At 28.1% G+C, this 16,354-nt stretch carries 15 protein-coding genes; 6 read left to right on the forward strand and 9 right to left on the reverse strand.

Going from position 1 to position 16,354, the window contains the following annotated elements; translation table 11 throughout:
* Nucleotides 1–38: 38 nt before the first annotated feature.
* From Q0049_RS03970 to Q0049_RS03980, 3 genes are all read right to left on the reverse strand, one after another.
* Nucleotides 39–1,583 carry a serine hydrolase gene (locus Q0049_RS03970; RefSeq protein ID WP_298116802.1) on the reverse strand — a complete coding sequence of 515 codons (1,545 nt, stop codon included), beginning with the start codon at nucleotides 1,581–1,583 and terminating at the stop codon, nucleotides 39–41.
* 154 nt (nucleotides 1,584–1,737) lie between these two features.
* Nucleotides 1,738–2,547, reverse strand: coding sequence for an RNA methyltransferase (locus tag Q0049_RS03975; protein ID WP_298116804.1), 810 nt, complete (start codon nucleotides 2,545–2,547; stop codon nucleotides 1,738–1,740).
* 32 nt (nucleotides 2,548–2,579) lie between these two features.
* A complete protein-coding gene (locus Q0049_RS03980; protein WP_298116806.1) occupies nucleotides 2,580–4,349 on the reverse strand; it encodes a gliding motility-associated C-terminal domain-containing protein in 1,770 nt (589 codons plus the stop codon).
* 150 nt (nucleotides 4,350–4,499) lie between these two features.
* Between Q0049_RS03980 and Q0049_RS03985 the strand changes: the two genes are divergently transcribed.
* Genes Q0049_RS03985 through Q0049_RS03995 form a run of 3 tightly spaced genes read left to right on the forward strand, consistent with a single transcriptional unit; the run spans nucleotide 4,500 to nucleotide 7,876 of the window.
* Nucleotides 4,500–5,477, forward strand: a complete 978-nt coding sequence (locus Q0049_RS03985) for a GNAT family N-acetyltransferase (RefSeq protein WP_298116808.1) — start codon at nucleotides 4,500–4,502, stop codon at nucleotides 5,475–5,477.
* Nucleotides 5,474–6,598, forward strand: a complete 1,125-nt coding sequence (locus tag Q0049_RS03990; protein WP_298116810.1) for a DegT/DnrJ/EryC1/StrS aminotransferase family protein — start codon at nucleotides 5,474–5,476, stop codon at nucleotides 6,596–6,598. Before Q0049_RS03985 ends, Q0049_RS03990 begins: the two co-directional genes overlap by 4 nt.
* Nucleotides 6,599–7,876 (forward strand): O-antigen translocase, encoded by a 1,278-nt coding sequence (locus Q0049_RS03995; RefSeq protein WP_298116812.1) that lies wholly within the window; start codon nucleotides 6,599–6,601, stop codon nucleotides 7,874–7,876. It begins immediately after the preceding gene.
* Here Q0049_RS03995 and Q0049_RS04000 read toward each other — a convergent pair.
* From Q0049_RS04000 to Q0049_RS04015, 4 genes are read right to left on the reverse strand one after another with little or no spacing between them, the layout of a single operon-like run.
* Nucleotides 7,865–8,431, reverse strand: coding sequence for an HAD family hydrolase (locus Q0049_RS04000; RefSeq protein WP_298116814.1), 567 nt, complete (start codon nucleotides 8,429–8,431; stop codon nucleotides 7,865–7,867). The two genes, Q0049_RS03995 and Q0049_RS04000, sit on opposite strands and share 12 nt — an antisense overlap.
* Before the next feature lies 1 nt (nucleotide 8,432).
* Complete coding sequence (locus Q0049_RS04005; protein ID WP_298116816.1) at nucleotides 8,433–9,302, reverse strand: decaprenyl-phosphate phosphoribosyltransferase; 870 nt, start codon at nucleotides 9,300–9,302, stop codon at nucleotides 8,433–8,435.
* Complete coding sequence (locus Q0049_RS04010; RefSeq protein ID WP_298116818.1) at nucleotides 9,286–10,917, reverse strand: hypothetical protein; 1,632 nt, start codon at nucleotides 10,915–10,917, stop codon at nucleotides 9,286–9,288. The genes Q0049_RS04005 and Q0049_RS04010 overlap by 17 nt, the downstream gene beginning before the upstream one ends.
* A complete protein-coding gene (locus Q0049_RS04015; RefSeq protein ID WP_298116820.1) occupies nucleotides 10,905–12,041 on the reverse strand; it encodes a glycosyltransferase in 1,137 nt (378 codons plus the stop codon). The genes Q0049_RS04010 and Q0049_RS04015 overlap by 13 nt, the downstream gene beginning before the upstream one ends.
* A 35-nt stretch (nucleotides 12,042–12,076) precedes the next feature.
* On the opposite strand from Q0049_RS04015, the gene Q0049_RS04020 reads away from it, so the two are divergent.
* Genes Q0049_RS04020 through Q0049_RS04030 form a run of 3 tightly spaced genes read left to right on the forward strand, consistent with a single transcriptional unit; the run spans nucleotide 12,077 to nucleotide 14,669 of the window.
* Entirely contained in the window at nucleotides 12,077–13,186 is a 1,110-nt protein-coding gene (locus tag Q0049_RS04020; RefSeq protein ID WP_298116822.1) for a glycosyltransferase, read from the forward strand.
* Nucleotides 13,183–13,575, forward strand: coding sequence for an FdtA/QdtA family cupin domain-containing protein (locus Q0049_RS04025; RefSeq protein WP_298116824.1), 393 nt, complete (start codon nucleotides 13,183–13,185; stop codon nucleotides 13,573–13,575). Before Q0049_RS04020 ends, Q0049_RS04025 begins: the two co-directional genes overlap by 4 nt.
* On the forward strand, nucleotides 13,572–14,669 hold the full coding sequence (locus Q0049_RS04030; protein ID WP_298116826.1) for a glycosyltransferase: 1,098 nt from the start codon (nucleotides 13,572–13,574) through the stop codon (nucleotides 14,667–14,669). The genes Q0049_RS04025 and Q0049_RS04030 overlap by 4 nt, the downstream gene beginning before the upstream one ends.
* On the opposite strand, the gene Q0049_RS04035 is transcribed toward Q0049_RS04030, so the two are convergent.
* Complete coding sequence (locus Q0049_RS04035) at nucleotides 14,666–15,547, reverse strand: glycosyltransferase (protein WP_298116828.1); 882 nt, start codon at nucleotides 15,545–15,547, stop codon at nucleotides 14,666–14,668. The two genes, Q0049_RS04030 and Q0049_RS04035, sit on opposite strands and share 4 nt — an antisense overlap.
* Nucleotides 15,547–16,230 carry a cell division ATP-binding protein FtsE gene (locus tag Q0049_RS04040; protein ID WP_298116829.1) on the reverse strand — a complete coding sequence of 228 codons (684 nt, stop codon included), beginning with the start codon at nucleotides 16,228–16,230 and terminating at the stop codon, nucleotides 15,547–15,549. The genes Q0049_RS04035 and Q0049_RS04040 overlap by 1 nt, the downstream gene beginning before the upstream one ends.
* Between the last annotated feature and the right edge of the window lie 124 nt (nucleotides 16,231–16,354).

The following is a 16,354-nucleotide window of genomic DNA, read 5'->3' on the forward strand; positions in this document are numbered from 1 at the left end:
CGCACAGTATAAACTTCTCAGTGTGATAATCCGTAATTTTATTTCACTCTTTCAAAATCTAAATCTTGAAAGTCATAACTGAAATCGGTCATGGGTGAAATAGCATCCATTTTGAAATGGTTTATCGTTCCGTTTTCATTTACATCAAAATTTATAAAGGCATCGGCATGAAAACTTCTAATGTTCCATTTCACAGCAAAAGAATTGTCTTTGTAATAGAAAATTTCACCTACTAATCTTTTAGAACGAGTGGAAGCAAAGTAAAGTTTTCCTTTTTTTTCTGTTATGGTTACTTCTCCAAACCAATTGTCTTTGTAGGTTCCAACAAATTTTGAAGCATTATTTTTGATATAATTTAAGGGTATATTTTTAGTAACTGTTTCCCATACTTCATCGGTTACTTTGTCTGCATCTTCTTCTTGTTCTTTTCTGTTTTTTGATAAATTTTCCAAATGATCAAAATAGGGTAAACCAAGATAACTGTCTTTTATTGTGTTTGAAATGGTATTAAAAGCGGCACCATTTTGCTGATTTGTTAATACAATAATTCCAAGCTGAAGGTCAGGAATCATAATGGTTTGTGTTACAATTCCATCTAAACCACCAGTATGCGAAACTTGTAAATGTCCGTTCAAATCATTCAATCGCCAACCTAAACCATAAGCAGAAAAATTGCATGAATAAGGTTTTCCTTCTCTATTAGGTAAAATAGTTTGTGATGTCCACATTTCTTTGTGTTGTCTCTCACTGAAAAGCGATTGATTATCGCCGTATTTTCCATTATTTAATTGAGCAATCACCCATTTTGACAAGTCATTCGTACTTGAATAAATTCCGGCAGCAGCATCAAAAATTGAGTTTTTATAACGTGGAATGATTTCTAATTTTCCATCCGTTGGAACATGAGGAACAATGGTGTTTGTTGTGTCTTTTAATCGATTCCAGTTGGTTGCAGAATTATTCATTTGCAATGGTTTTAGAATGCGTTCGTCAATAAAATCACACCATGATTTACCCGAAACTTTTTCAATGACTTCACCAGCAATAACATATAATAAATTATCATAATCATATTTTGCTCTAAATCCTGAAACAGGTTTCAAATATTGAATATTTCTAACAATATCTTTAGGTGTAAAATCATGACCATCAGGCCAAATCATTAAATCGCCTGCACCAAGTCCGAGTCCGCTTCTGTGTGTTAGTAAATCACGAATGGTAAACTCATTGGTAACATAATCATTATACATTTTAAATTCCGGAAGGTATTTAATGACTTTGTCATCCCAATTTATTTTTTTTTCATCTACTAGCATTGCTAAAGCTGCCGATGTAAATGCCTTACTATTAGAAGCAATCCCGAAAAGAGTATTACCGTCAACTTTCTTTTTTGTTTTGATGTTTGCAACGCCATAACCTTTAGAAATGACCACTTTTCCATCTTTTACAATAGCAACTGCAATTCCAGGAACATTGAAAGTGGTAAGTGTCTTTTCGACTAGAGAATCAAGTTGTGGTTCTGTAATTTGTGCATTTAAACTAAGACTTGTTAGTAAGAAAACTAAAATTATTTTGTAGTTCATATTTTTGAAATTGTATAATTGTATATTGTATGTTGTTTATAATTAAATATTAACTCAGTCTTCCAACTTCCAACTTCCATCTTCCAACTTCCATCTTCCAACTTCCATCTTCCATCTTCCATCTTCCATCTTCCATCTTCCATCTTCCATCTTCCTAAAATCCTCGTTGTCTTTTGGCTTCAAAAATTAATATTGCCGAAGCTACTGAAACATTCATCGAATCGATTTCGCCTTGCATTGGAATTATTATGTTTTGAGTTGCGTTGTCGCGCCAAGCTTGTGTTAAACCTGTCGCTTCTGTACCCACGATTAAAGCTGTTGGAGTTGTATAATTTATTTCGTGATAAGCATTTGAGTTTTGCAACGTTGCACCATATATATTGATGTTGTTTTGTTTTAAAAATGCAATAACTTCATCAGTTGTTCCTGAAGCAATTTGATTAGTAAACAAACAACCTACGCTTGAACGCACAATATTTGGATTATATAAATCGGTTTTTGGATTAGCTAAAATTACGGCATCCACTTTTGCAGCATCACATGTTCGTAGCATTGCTCCAATGTTTCCCGGTTTTTCAATAGATTCCATTACAAGAATCAAAGGATTTTTAGGTAATTTTAAATCTGATAATTGTAACGATTTTGTTTTAGCAATAGCAATTATTCCTTCGGTTGTATCTCGATAAGCTAATTTTTGATATACTTCTTTGTTTATTTCGATGAGTTCAATTCGAGTTACCTCGACTGCGCTCGGTATGACAAAAAGTTTATTTAAGTCATTTTCAGCAATTAATTCGGGTAAAAATAAAATTGTTTCAAGCTCATAGTTTCCTTTGATGGCAAGTTCAATTTCACGTTTTCCTTCAATTAAAAAAGTACCTGATTGTTTTCGGGATTTAGCTTTTTCTTGAAGTTGAACTAACGATTTTATAAAGGGATTTTGTATGGAAGTGATTTGTTTCAAATGATTATTTTTTTGTAAAGGTACAAAGGTAATTATTTTGTGAAATACAAATAACCATAAATTGGTTCAGGATAATCTACATCATTCAAATAAAGTATATAAAAGTAAGTTCCTTTTGGTGAATTACTATCATCAAGTTTGAATCCTTTATTAGAAAAACCACTCCAATCGGCATCGTTATTTGTTCCTTTCCAAATCATTCTTCCCCAACGATTGTATATTTCTATTTTAAAATTGACAAAAATATCGCGCAATCCTTTTATAAAAAAAGTTTCATTGTATGGGTCATCATTTGCTGAAATATAGTTGTAAACCGTTGGTGGACAATTTTTTGTTGTCAATAAAAAGGAAGTTATGCTATAGCAATTTTCGTTTTCAACTCGAATGAAAATTTCTTTTGGAGTTGAAGTTGCAACATAATTTGTTGTTTCTAAAATTTGATTGGATTGGTTTTCTGCATCTTCATAGGATTCGTAAAAACCTTCAAAAGTATCGGTTTCATTTGCCAAAACTAATTCATCATAATTCAAAAAGTCAAACGTGCCACTTGTTAAACCTTGGTTGCATGCAATTAATGGTTCAAGTGTATTGAATGATGGCGAACTATTTAAAATGATATACGTTTCAGCAGAGTTATTAAATTCATTCAATTCTGTTGCAATGCCAATTCCCGTTCCGTCATTATCAACGCTAAAAAGTAAAGTTCCTTCTGTGAAATCATCAGGAAGTTCAATTGAAATTTGGCTACTCCAACTTCCATCTATCGGAATTGGTAAAGTGGTTTCGGAATATTCATAATATTCACCATTAACATAAATTGCAATTGGAATTCCAGCAGTAAGTTCGTTAGTACTCAGATTGTTATATACTGTAAATTCAACAGTAATGATTTTAGAATTACATTCTTGAATGGCGTTGTCAATAGTTATTGTGGCATCAGGTAATTGACTATTTAATTTTGTTACAACGGTATTAATCATCACAAAATCTTGACCTGAAGTAAGCTGAATTAATGCAGAAGTATCACCAATATTAATGTTATTTTCAATATTATAAATATCCAAATCCATATTGTATAACGTTGTACTTCCTGTTATACTATTTGTGCCATTAAATGCATTGTTGGAAGGATTTAATGGTGGATTACTAATGATATTTCCATTGATTGAAAGTGATTCGTTTACAGCAATATTTCGATCGCCTTCCCAAGCTACAAAACCAATTTTTGCATCTTCATTATCAATAACATTCAAACTATTTAAATTGATGGTTAAAACACTTGGAACATTTTGTAAACCATCATAAACATTCAGTTGGTTTAATGGTAAAGCATCATTTTTGTATACAATTACAATTGCCCAACCAGCAAAATTGGTTCCGTTATTACAATAGTTTGTAGTATTTAAAAAACTTGAAACATCTAAGTCAGAAAGTGTGTAAGTTCCACTTCCTGTTGCTTGAACAATGGAGGTAACATTGGCAAAAGCACTAAAAAAAGGCATTCCTGAACTTGCTAAAGTCAGCGCAAAGTTTCTTTCGGCAACGATAGGATTTCCGTTTAAGTTTACATTAAAATCGCCAGTTCCTGAACCTGCCCAATAGAGATAAGCGCTTTCAACGATATCACCTGAACTCATGGTGTAATTTGCAGCAGAACTTGTTAAAATTAAACAAGGATCAAAGGCACCATTTTCAGCAACATTCATGGTGTTTCCGATAAAAGTAAAATCATATCTTCCATTGAATTGATTGTATAATGAAACATTTTGTCCGTAATTTGAACAAAATGTCAACAGTATCATACTAAAAATGAAGAAATGTAGTTTTAACCTCACCTGCAAATCAATTATTTGAGGTTTAAAATTAAGCATTTATTTTTAAATGGAAGTATTTTTTAAATTGCTTTATGATATTAAATAATTCCGTAATTTTCCAAAGTTTTAAAATTCATTGTGAAAAAATACCAAGTCAGACTTTATCAAGCTAGTGATTTTGATGTTTGGAATGCTTTTATAAGTGTTGCAAAAAATGCTACCTTTTTGTTCCATAGAAATTTTATGGACTATCATTCTGATAGATTTCAGGATTATTCTTTGATGGTTTTTGATGAAGAAAAACTTGTTTCAGTTTTACCAGCAAACAGAGTAGGAGATGCACTTTTTTCGCATCAAGGATTGACTTATGGTGGTTTGATTTTAGGTCAAAAAGCAAAATTAAGTACTACAATTTCATTATTCCATAGTGTTTTAGAGTTCTTGAATGAAAAAGATCTTAAAACTTTGACAATTAAAGAAATACCTGGTTTTTATTGTGATAATTTTTCTGATGAATTAGATTATTGTCTTTTCATTTTAAATTCAAAATTAGTTCGAAAAGATTCATTGTCAGTTATTGATTTATCAAAACCTTATTTCATTACAAAAACTCGAAAAGAAAGTATTCGTCGAGGTAAAAAAAACGGTTTGGTAATTAAAGAAGAGTTGAATTTTGAATTATTTTGGAATGAAATTTTAATTCCTAATTTGGATAAAAAACACCAAGTAAAACCGGTTCATACTGTTGAAGAAATTAAATTATTACAAACTCGTTTTCCAGAAAATATTCGTCATTTTAATGTTTATCATGATGGAAAAATTGTAGCAGGAACAACAGTTTTTATAACGGATAAAGTGGCGCATCCGCAATATATTTCAGGAAATTTACAAAAAAACGAATTAGGAAGTTTAGATTATCTTTATCATCATTTAATTACAGAAGTTTTTAAAGATAAAAATGTTTTTGATTTTGGAATTTCCAATGAACAACAAGGAACCAAAATTAATGAAGGATTACTTTTTTGGAAGGAATCTTTTGGAGCTAAAACAGTTACGCAAAGTTTCTATGAAGTGGAAATTAAAAATTATAAATTATTAGAATCGGTTTTAATATGATTAAATTCCTCGATTTACAGAAGATAAATGCCCAATATCAAGAGCAATTTCAAGAAAAATTGAAGTTGGTTTTAGATAAAGGATGGTTTATTTTAGGTGATGAAGTAAAAACATTTGAAACCAATTTTGCTAACTACTGTGGCACTAAACATTGCATTGGTGTAGGAAATGGTTTAGATGCTTTAATCTTGATTTTAAAAGGATATATAGAACTTGGAACACTTCAAAAAGGTGATGAGGTTATCGTTCCTGCAAATACTTATATTGCTACTATTTTAGCCATTTTGCAAGTAGATTTAGTTCCAGTTTTAGTAGAACCTAATATTGAAACCTATAACATTAATCCTAATTTAATAGAAGAAAAAATTAGCTCAAAGACTAAAGCCATTTTACTAGTTCATTTATATGGTCAATTGTGTGAAATGGATGCAATTAATGACATTGCGATAAAACATGATTTAGTTGTAATTGAAGATGCAGCTCAAGCGCATGGTGTTCAGTATTCAGTATCCAGTATTCAGTGTTCAGAAACCCGCAACCTGAAACTTGCAACCCGTAACTCATCAGCGTACAGCTTTTATCCAAGCAAAAATCTTGGAGCACTTGGAGATGGTGGAGCTATTACAACTAATGATGATGAACTTGCAAAAGTCATTTTTTCTCTGAGAAATTATGGTTCAGAAAAAAAATATCATAATGAATTGCTTGGAATAAATTCGCGTTTAGATGAAATTCAAGCTGCTTTTTTGAATGAAAAACTGCCTAATTTAGATTCTGATAACAATCAAAGACGTGTTATAGCAAAACGTTATTTATCTGAAATAAAAAACATTAAGATTGTGTTGCCTAGGGTTGATTCAATAGACAACCATGTATTTCATTTGTTTGTTATTAGAACTAAAAATCGTCAAGAATTGCAAGATTATTTATTGAAAAATAACATTGAAACGGTGATTCATTACCCAATTGCGCCACACAAGCAAAAAGCATTATCAAGTTGGAATAATCTATCCTTTCCCATAACAGAAAAAATTCATGATGAAGTTTTGAGTTTACCAATGAGTCCTACTTTGACAAATGATGAGGTCAGTTTTGTAATTGAAATTTTAAATAGATATTAATTGAAGTTTATAACTGAAATACTATCCAAACCATTATTTAAAGCAACATCTTTGAATGGAGTTAGTATTTTAATTAAAATCTCAATTGGATTTATTACCTCTAAAATAATTGCTGTTTTTGTTGGACCAAGTGGAATGGCTTTAGTGGGAAACTTGAGAAATTTTCTTACTACAGTGCAATCTTTTGGGACATTAGGATTTGAAAATGGTATCGTTAAATATGTTGCAGAACATAAAAGCGATGACGAAAAATTAAAGAGCACGTTATCAACTATTTTTTTTTCGGTTTTTATTTCATGTTTTATATTAGGTTTATTTTTGTTTTTTTTCTCTAATTATTTTAATGACCTAATATTTGGTAGTGAATTTCATTACTCATTTATTTTTAAATTTCTTGCTTTAGCCTTGCCCTTTTATATTGGGAATATTTTTCTAGTAGCCACAATCAATGGATTTGATGAATACAAGAAGGTTATTTATATTAATATTATTGGCAATTGTATTGGGTTATTAGTTTCAGGATTGTTAATTTGGAAATTTAAAATTGAAGGTGCATTACTATCAATTGTACTTACTCCATCACTTTTATTTTTAGTTTCATTGTTTTTTCTTAATAAGAGAATTAAAATTCTTGAAAAAATTAATACAAAATCTTTTCAATTTAATTTTTTAAAAAGCATTTCGTCCTATTCGTTAATGGCTTTGGTTTCTGCAGTATTTGGACCAATGGTATTGATTGCAATTAGGACATTTATAATTGACAAAATTGGAATACAAGAAGCAGGATTTTGGGAAGCAATTACAAGAATTTCTTCCTATTATTTTTTATTTATTACATCAATAATTGGGATTTATTTTTATCCAAAAATGATTGTTGCTGAAACAAATAGTGAAACAAAAAAACTTTTTTGGAAGTACTATAAAGGCGTAATGCCTCTTTTTATTTTTGGGTTGATAATTGTATTTTTTTTAAAAGAATATATAGTTCAGTTGCTTTTTACTAAAGAATTTCTTCCTGTTTCAAAACTGTTTTTTTGGCAGTTAATAGGAGATGTTTTTAAAGCATTATCTATTATTTTAGGGTATCAATTTTTTGCAAAAAAACTCACTAAAGAATATATAATATCTGAAATTTTTTCGCTTTTAGTTTTATACTGTAGTAGTGTGTTTTTTATTAAATTATATTCTATTGAAGGAGTTGTAATGGCTCATGCTTTTACTTATTCAATCTATTTTATCACCTTGAGTATTTACTTTAGAAAAAGTTTATTTTCTTAATTGCAGCATTTCTAAATCACCTTTTCCATTTCCATAGACATAAATTTTCGTATAATTTTCCAACACAATTTTTTCTTTAATACGATTTACTTTTTCAATTCCATTGCAATTTTTAGAAGTGAAATTTCCAGTAATTTTGTTATTGATTACTTCAAGTTTTGTACTTATTATGTTAATAGAATTTTTATTTGACCAATCAAGAATCCATTCAGAAAATGAAGCCGTTACAATATAGACTTCGTCATTATTTTCTTGATGATTTTTTATTTGTTTCCAAATGGTTGTATTGAGATTTTTTGAAATATTTTTATTTGAAAATGTTTTTCCTTTTTCTATAAATAAGTCATAATCTTCACCTTTAAAAAAATAAGTTATGAATTTTTGTTTTGTTACTTCACTTGAAATCATTCCAAGTTTCCATTTGAACAGCGTAGGAAATAAACTTATAAAACCTATCAAAAAGTAAAAATTTCCTTTGTAGAATTTTGTGAATTCTATTAAACTATCTTTCTTGTATAGTGTTTTGTCAAAGTCAACTAATACTAATGTTTTCATCTTAATTTCTAAAATATAATAAATAACTCATTAGTAATAGCCATCCTAATATCGTAATTTGTATAAATCGATCATTTAATACAATTTTTGTTGGTGAATAAGTTGATTGATCAACGAAAACCAACTTTAAATATCTGAAAATTCCATTCACAACAAAAATAATGGATAAGTATAATAAATTAGAGTGATAGTGAAGTTGAATTTCTGGAGATATGCAATAAAAAATATAACAAACGATTATTATTGATGATAAAATTCCAAGTATGGTATCTATAAATACTAAATTATATCCTTCAATATTTTTGCGAACATCTTTGCCGTTTTCAGCAAGTAAAACATCAGTTCTTCTTTTTGAAATTCCTAAAAATAATGCCAAAAGGTAAGTAATAAGTAATATCCAAATGGATGGAACAACATCACTTACAACTGAACCTGCAATTATTCTAAGTATAAACCCAATGGCAATAATGTTTACATCAAGTATTGCAATATGTTTTAACCATTTAGAATAAAGAAAATTTAAAATGATATATGAATGAATAACCATAAATAATTCATGAGAAATCATCCATGATGCAAACATTGTTAAAGCCATTAAAAACAACATTAAACACAAACCGTTTTTTATAGAAATACTTCCTGAAGCTATTGGTCTATAACTTTTTTGGGGATGATTTCTATCTTCATTAATATCGAAATAATCATTTAAAATGTAAATACTGCTTGATGCAATGCAAAAACAAAAGAAGGTAAAAATAACTTTTACTAAGTTGTCAATATTTTGAAATTGACTATCAAAAAAAAGCGGAGCAAAAACAAAAACATTTTTTATGTATTGTTCAACACGCATTAATTTAAGGTAATTTTTCATTCTTTTTTATTGAGTTATAAACTAAAAAATATTTTGTTTCATCTATTTTATTGAATTTATTATAAATGAACCATGCAGTAGGACTTGCTTCAATTGTTGATTTTTTAAAATCTTCTCCATTTACAAATGATTTTTCAATGAAGATAAAATTCTTTTTATCAGAACAAATCGTGATGAATCGTTTACTTTGTCTATTGATTTCATGGTCTAACAACCAATCTCCAGGAAGTTCACTTTTAGAATTGAATAAATAATTTGCCATTGGCATACTCGGTGCTACAATAAAATTTTCGCCATATTTTGAAATCAATTGTTTTAATTCCAAATGTTTTTCAAAAGTACTTTTATTAGTTTTTATATATTTTAATTTTGGCGAAATGGCTTCCATAGAATAGTTAAGTTCAAAAATAGAAGTTTCTCTGTAAGGTTTTTTATTTGAAGCAAAAGCAACTAAACAGATTGGTAAAGCTACATAAATATATTTTTTTGTATTCCATTGAATTTCATTTTCCATTAATGTTGTAAAAGTTAAAATAATTCCTGTAGCAAACAATAATGTGGTTTGGTAACCAAGGCTTATTGAAACGGACCAAGAAATACTCATTAAAACTATTAGAGGAAATAAGAAAGTTATTGTTTTTTTCTTTTCAAAATAAGAATAAAGTATTGTTATAATAGCTGCGTCAAACGCTATAAAGGATGCTATAAAAAACTGACCAATTAAAAATAAAAGTATAGCGATTGACATTAAAAGAAAAGCTATTTTCTTAAGTTGTGGTGCTAATTTGATTAAGGTTTGATTTGTTTTTTTGAGGTAAAAGGAAACAATAATCGAAATTATTAAAACAACAATTATAAACCATTTTGCTGATAAAAAAATGTAATTATGGATACCAACAAAGTATAAATCTCTTAACTGTAACTCTCCATTTATTTGTTGAATAAAATTTTGCCAAGTTGTTATTTTACATACAAACAATATAAATATTCCTAGTAAAATAGAAACATTAAATAAGTAATAAAAGACGGTTCTAAAGTTATGTCTAAGATAAATCCAAACAAAAATTATAATTGGAAATAGATAGAATGATTGTTTTGATAAAGCTGATAAAAGTGAGAAAAAAGCAATAAAAAAAATAGGTATGAAAGTAATATTTTTATTTTTTGCGATAATCCAAAAAGCGATTGATGCAAAAAGTAAGCCATCAGTTGTTGGCCAAGGATAAGGCGGAAAGTTCAACCATGATATTAAAAAACAAACAATTATTAACGCCCATTTATTTATTTTTTTCAAGTCATAGATTAGATAAGCACCAGAAATAAAAAAATAAACTTGTGCAACATAACTCAAATAGGCAATAATTCTGAAATAAAAAAACTGTCCTGTTTCAGGAAGAATTTTCATGAAAAAAGCGTGAAAATAAATTGTTACAGGCGGAAATTTATATATAAAATCTTCATATACATTTTGACCATTTACTATTCTCCACGCAAAACTCGACATATATCCTGTATCCCAAGTTTCCATGCCATATTGACTTAAAACTAAGCAATAGAGTAGAATTACAATTAATAAAAGTAAAAAATAACTATTGTTTTTTTTTAAATAGCCCATGTCATTAAATATTTCTTTGATACTTTTAAATAATCATGTTCCTTTTCAATAAAAGTTCTTGTTCTCTTCCCAATAGCTATAATTTCATCAGGATTTTCAATTAAAAAAGATAATTCAGCAACTAAATAATCTACATTTGGTAAAGCATTTACAGCCACTTTTTCAGATAGATTATAATATGCTTCAAATTCTTTTTCTGCGCCTGTAAAAACTACTTTTCCTTTTGCCATAGCTTCAAGTGCATTATAACCTTGATCAAAGGCATATACCTGATCTAAAACAATATGGGCTTTATTGTATAGAGAAATATATTCGTTGTATGGCAAATTTTTAGCAACGATAATTTCAATTTTATCTGGATACTTTTGTTTTAAAACTTCTAACGTTTTTTCAAAAAACGCAATTCCTTTGCTGTGATAAGTTCCTTTATTGATTCCAAGAAAAATTGAAATGGTATCATTAATTTTGTTTTCAATGAAATCAATTTTAGAGGTATTTATTGGATTTGGTATTAATCCTAAGTAGTTTGATTGATTTTTAATCGGATTAACATAATCAATATCAGAAGCTATGACGCCATTTATATTTTCATAAACAAAATCATGCGTTTTTTTTGAACTTGGTTTTAAATAGTCTAAGATGAATTGATATTCTTTTATGTTTTTACTTTTCTCAAAATAAGGATTCATTATAGAATAGCGTTCTTTTTTTTCAATCAAATGTTGAGCAACTAAATAATCAACGCCACAACAGAGTAAGACTATTTTTTTATTGTTTTTGAATATTTTTTTCAATAAAAAACGTTCTAAAAAAGGAAGAGTTTGAATAGGAGCTTCATTAATTAATTGGACAATATCAAAGTTTTTGAGTTTGTCTAAATGAAAATAAAATCGGATTCCAAATTCAATTTTAATGATGTCAATTTTAAAAATTTTATGAATACTTTTTCTAATGAAAGTGCCTATTTTTGTTTCACACCAAAATGCTTTTGTTGAATAATCAACAGGATAATTTTTAAAGCCATCACCATTTCCAACAATATAAACTTCGTGACCAAGTTCTATCAATCCTTCTTTTAAAGAATTGTGCAAACGACTGAATTCACCAATTAATAATATCCTCACTTTTGTTTATATTTGTTGCTAAAATAAGTAAAAAATTGACCATCACAGCAAAAAAAGCATATCGAATTTGCATAGTTTCTGAGCAACTTGCTGAAGGTGGTGCAGAACGTTGTTCGGCGGTTTTATCTAATTTTTTTGTTGCAAATAATTGTAATGTTCATCATGTTGTCGTTATTGATAAAATTGAATATCAATATTCAGGAGAGATTTTAAACTTAGGTAAACTAAAGAAAGATTCTTTTTCGCTGAGCGATAGATTGCTTAGATTTAATGTTTTGCGAAAATTTTTTACCAAAAATAAGTTTGATTTTATAATTGACACCAGAGTAATAAATCGACAATGGCAGGAGTTTTTTATTGCAAAATGTATTTATAATGCTCCAAAAATTAAGATGGTTCATAGTTTTATGACTCATTTATATTTTCCAAAAAAATCTTTTTTAGCCAGAAATATTTACTCAAGTTTTGATAAAATTATTTCGGTTTCACAATCAATTGAGACAAAAGTTCAAAATGAGTACAGTTATAAAAATACCAAAACGATTTACAATCCTATTGATTTTAATGAGATAGATGAAAAATCATCGGTAAAACTTGATATCGATTTTGATTATATTCTTGCTGTAGGAAACATGAAATCTAATGTGAAACAGTTTGACCATTTGATAGAATGTTATTCAAAATCTAATTTACCAATAAAAAAAATAAAGTTAATTATAATAGGCGAAGGAAGATTTAAAGAAAGCCATCAGGAATTGGTAAAGTCTTATAATTTAGAAAGTGAGATTGTTTTTTTAGGTAAAATCAATAATCCTTTCCCTTACTACAAAAAGGCTTTTTTTACAATTTTGACTAGCAAAAATGAAGGATTTCCAACAGTTTTACTCGAATCTTTAGCATGTCAAACTCCTGTAGTTACTTACGATTGTCAATCTGGTCCAAATGAAATAATTCAAAATAATGAAAATGGAATATTAGTTGAAAATCAAAATAAACAGAAATTGATTAATTCTATCAACGAGATGATTGAAAATAAAGACTTATATTTACATTGTAAAAGCAATGCAAGAGCAAGTGTTGAAAGGTTTTCTCTCGAAAATATAGGTAATCAATGGTTGCAACTTTTTAATGATTTGAGCAAATGAACGTAGAAATTATAGACATTCCAAAAATTGAAAACCCATTTGGAAGTATAGCAATTATTGAAAAAGATGTTATTCCGTTTGAGATAAAAAGAGTTTATTATTTGTATGATGTACCAAGTTTTGCCCAACGTGGTGGTCATGCACACAAAAATCTCAATCAAATTCTAATTGCTTTGTCGGGAAGTTTTGATGTAGTTCTAAAAGATGGTTTTGATACTCAAATTATTACTTTAAATAAACCAAATAAAGGTTTGTTGATTAAAACCAATATCTGGAGAGAGTTAGAAAATTTTTCTTCAGGTTCAGTGTGTTTGGTATTAGCTTCTGAAGTTTTTGATGAAAATGATTATATCAGAGATTACCAAGATTTTTTAGCTTATATAAAATGAAAATTTTATACATAACTCCAAAAATTAATAATGAAGGTGGTGTGGCAAGAGTACTTTCAGAAAAGACAAACTATCTTATTACTAATTTGGGTTATCAAGTTGGAATAATAACTCAAAATGACGGAAACAATCCTTTGTTTTTCGATTTTAATGAAAAAATAAATCTTTTTGATATAAAATTAAAAGGCAACATTTTTAGTTTTATGTATTCTTACAAACAGCAAATAGAAACTGTAATAAAAAATTTTAAACCAGATTGTATTGTTATTACAGACAATGGTTTGAAAGGTTTTTTATTTAATTATTTTGTAAAAACTACTTTACCAGTTTATATTGAAATTCATGGCTCGAAGTATAATTTTCAAATGGAAAGAAAGAAAAATACGTTTAATAATATAATTTTCAAGCTTCACGTTTTTCTTCGTCAAAAAGGAATTAAGAAATTTTCAAAAGCTATTTTTTTGTCTGAAGAAAGTAAATCCGAATGGGAAATTAACAACTATGAGGTTATTCCTAACAGTAGTTGGATAAAAACTCAAGAATTTAGTTATTGTGAAAATAAAAAAGTAATCTGTATCGCCAGAAATTCCTACGAAAAAGGTTTGGATAGATTGTTCCCAATATGGAAAAAAGTTACTGATAAAAATCCAGATTGGGAATTACTTCTTTATTCTGAAAAAGAGGGTTATTTTGACTTAGATAAACTTATTTTAAAAAATGATTTATCTAAAAACGTCAGAATTTTAAATTTTGAAAAAAACATTTTGAACAGCTATCTTGAATCTTCAATTTATTTAATGACTTCTAGAGATGAAGGAATGCCAATGGTATTAATTGAAGCTATGAGTGTTGGTTTACCAATTATAGCTTTTGATTGTCCTATTGGACCAAAATCATTGATTGAAAATGATGTAAATGGGTTTTTGGTAAAGGATAATGATTTAGAGGATTTTGCTCATAAAATTATCCAATTGATTGATGATATAGATTTGAGAAAAGAGTTTGGGAAAAATAGCATGCTTTTGTCAAGAAAGTACAACTCTGATGATGTTTTAACTAAATGGAAAACTTTTTTTCAAGAAGTTGATAGTTAGTTTTTTAACGTACATAAATAGCCCAAACGATATAAATCTAAACTCATCAAACTTGGATTTTTACTAAAAATTAATTTTTTTAAAAGGGATTCAAAAACTCTAAAAAGTAGTTTCACTATTATAACTAATTTGTATTTTTTTAGAAATAAATAATGCTTCAATAACGAATTTACTTCACCAATATTTACTTCATTTTCAAGAATTTTTTTTCGTGTTTCAACAGCACTAAGTGATTTTTTAAAAAATGCTTCGTTGTCTTCAATTCCTCTGTGATATACTTCGTTTTCAATGTGAAGTATTGGAATTTTATTTAAAAATAATTGGTAAGCAAAATAAATATCTAAACCATATAAATTATTGTTTTCAGTATAATTGAACTTTTCAAAAATTGTTTTTTTTATTAAAATATTTGCCGAAAGTATATAATTATAAGGTTTTTGATTCCTCTTTTTTAAATTAATTTCTTCTCTTTCTTTGCCATATTTATATCTTAATGATTTAGAAATAGAAACTTCGATGTCTTCATATTTTATTCCGCCAATAACAACTGAATTAGAGTTATTAATATGAGATATATAATTAGAAAGGAAGTTTTTTGTTGTAGGATAAACATCTGAATCTAATAATAAAACCCAGTCAAATTTCGCTTTTTCCGATAGAATTTGACGTGTTCTTGTTCTACCTAAATTTGAGCTGTTGGTTTGAAGACAACAATGCTCAAGATTATTTATTTTTGAATTTTCTTCAACAAATTCTGTACTACAATCGTCTTGAACAATAATTTCATATTCAATTCTTAAATGGTCAGCTTGATTTTTTAATTCCTCAACTAATGAAAAACAATTGTAATTATATGTAGGAATTAATATGGAAAGCATTAAACAGTTCTTTGAACCACTTCAAATATAGAACCATCTTCACATTTCAATGTTTTTGATGGAAATTTCATAAGCAATGCATAATCGTGTGTTGCCATGATAATGGTTTTTCCGTTAGCATTAATGTTTTTCAATACTTCAAGCACTTCTGCACTTGTTTGAGGATCAAGATTTCCTGTAGGTTCATCTGCTAAAATTAGTTCAGGATCGTTTAGCAAAGCTCTTGCAATAGCAACACGTTGTTGTTCACCTCCAGAAAGTTGGTGAGGCATTTTTGTTGCAAAACCTTTCATGCCCACTTTATCTAAAACTTCGTCAATTTTATTTTGCATTTCAACTAAATCTGTCCAACCAGTTGCTTTCAATACAAAAAGCATGTTGTCATTCACGCTTCTATCAGGAAGCAATTGAAAATCTTGAAATACAATTCCTATTTTTCTTCTTAAATAAGGAATATCGTCATCTTTTAAACCGTTTAAATCAAATTCTACAATATGTCCTTCACCTTCAGTCAAAGGCAAATCTCCATAAAGTGTTTTCATAAAACTACTTTTTCCTGTTCCTGTTTTTCCAATAATATAAAGGAATTCACCGTGATTTACTTCAAGATTCACTTGCGATAAAATCACTTTATTTTCTTGATAAATGGTAACGTTTTTTAAAGATAATACAGGTTGTGACATAGGATATTTTGTTTATCGGGTAAAAGTAATAAATTTTAGATATTAGATATTAGATTTTAGAAATATAAATTTTGTAGTTTCCTAATTTAAGAACTTAACAAGTTGATTTTTATTGTTTACAATC

It is taken from the genome of Flavobacterium sp., assembly GCF_027484205.1.
Lineage (GTDB): Bacteria > Bacteroidota > Bacteroidia > Flavobacteriales > Flavobacteriaceae > Flavobacterium.

Coding starts and splice junctions, on each gene's coding strand:
- Q0049_RS03970 (WP_298116802.1), bottom strand. CDS start 1,583: ATGAACTACAAAATAATTTTAGTTTTCTTACTAACAAGTCTTAGTTTA.
- Q0049_RS03980 (WP_298116806.1), bottom strand. CDS start 4,349: ATGATACTGTTGACATTTTGTTCAAATTACGGACAAAATGTTTCATTA.
- Q0049_RS03990 (WP_298116810.1), top strand. CDS start 5,474: ATGATTAAATTCCTCGATTTACAGAAGATAAATGCCCAATATCAAGAG.
- Q0049_RS04000 (WP_298116814.1), bottom strand. CDS start 8,431: ATGAAAACATTAGTATTAGTTGACTTTGACAAAACACTATACAAGAAA.
- Q0049_RS04005 (WP_298116816.1), bottom strand. CDS start 9,302: ATGAAAAATTACCTTAAATTAATGCGTGTTGAACAATACATAAAAAAT.
- Q0049_RS04010 (WP_298116818.1), bottom strand. CDS start 10,917: ATGGGCTATTTAAAAAAAAACAATAGTTATTTTTTACTTTTATTAATT.
- Q0049_RS04025 (WP_298116824.1), top strand. CDS start 13,183: ATGAACGTAGAAATTATAGACATTCCAAAAATTGAAAACCCATTTGGA.
- Q0049_RS04030 (WP_298116826.1), top strand. CDS start 13,572: ATGAAAATTTTATACATAACTCCAAAAATTAATAATGAAGGTGGTGTG.
- Q0049_RS04035 (WP_298116828.1), bottom strand. CDS start 15,547: ATGCTTTCCATATTAATTCCTACATATAATTACAATTGTTTTTCATTA.
- Q0049_RS04040 (WP_298116829.1), bottom strand. CDS start 16,230: ATGTCACAACCTGTATTATCTTTAAAAAACGTTACCATTTATCAAGAA.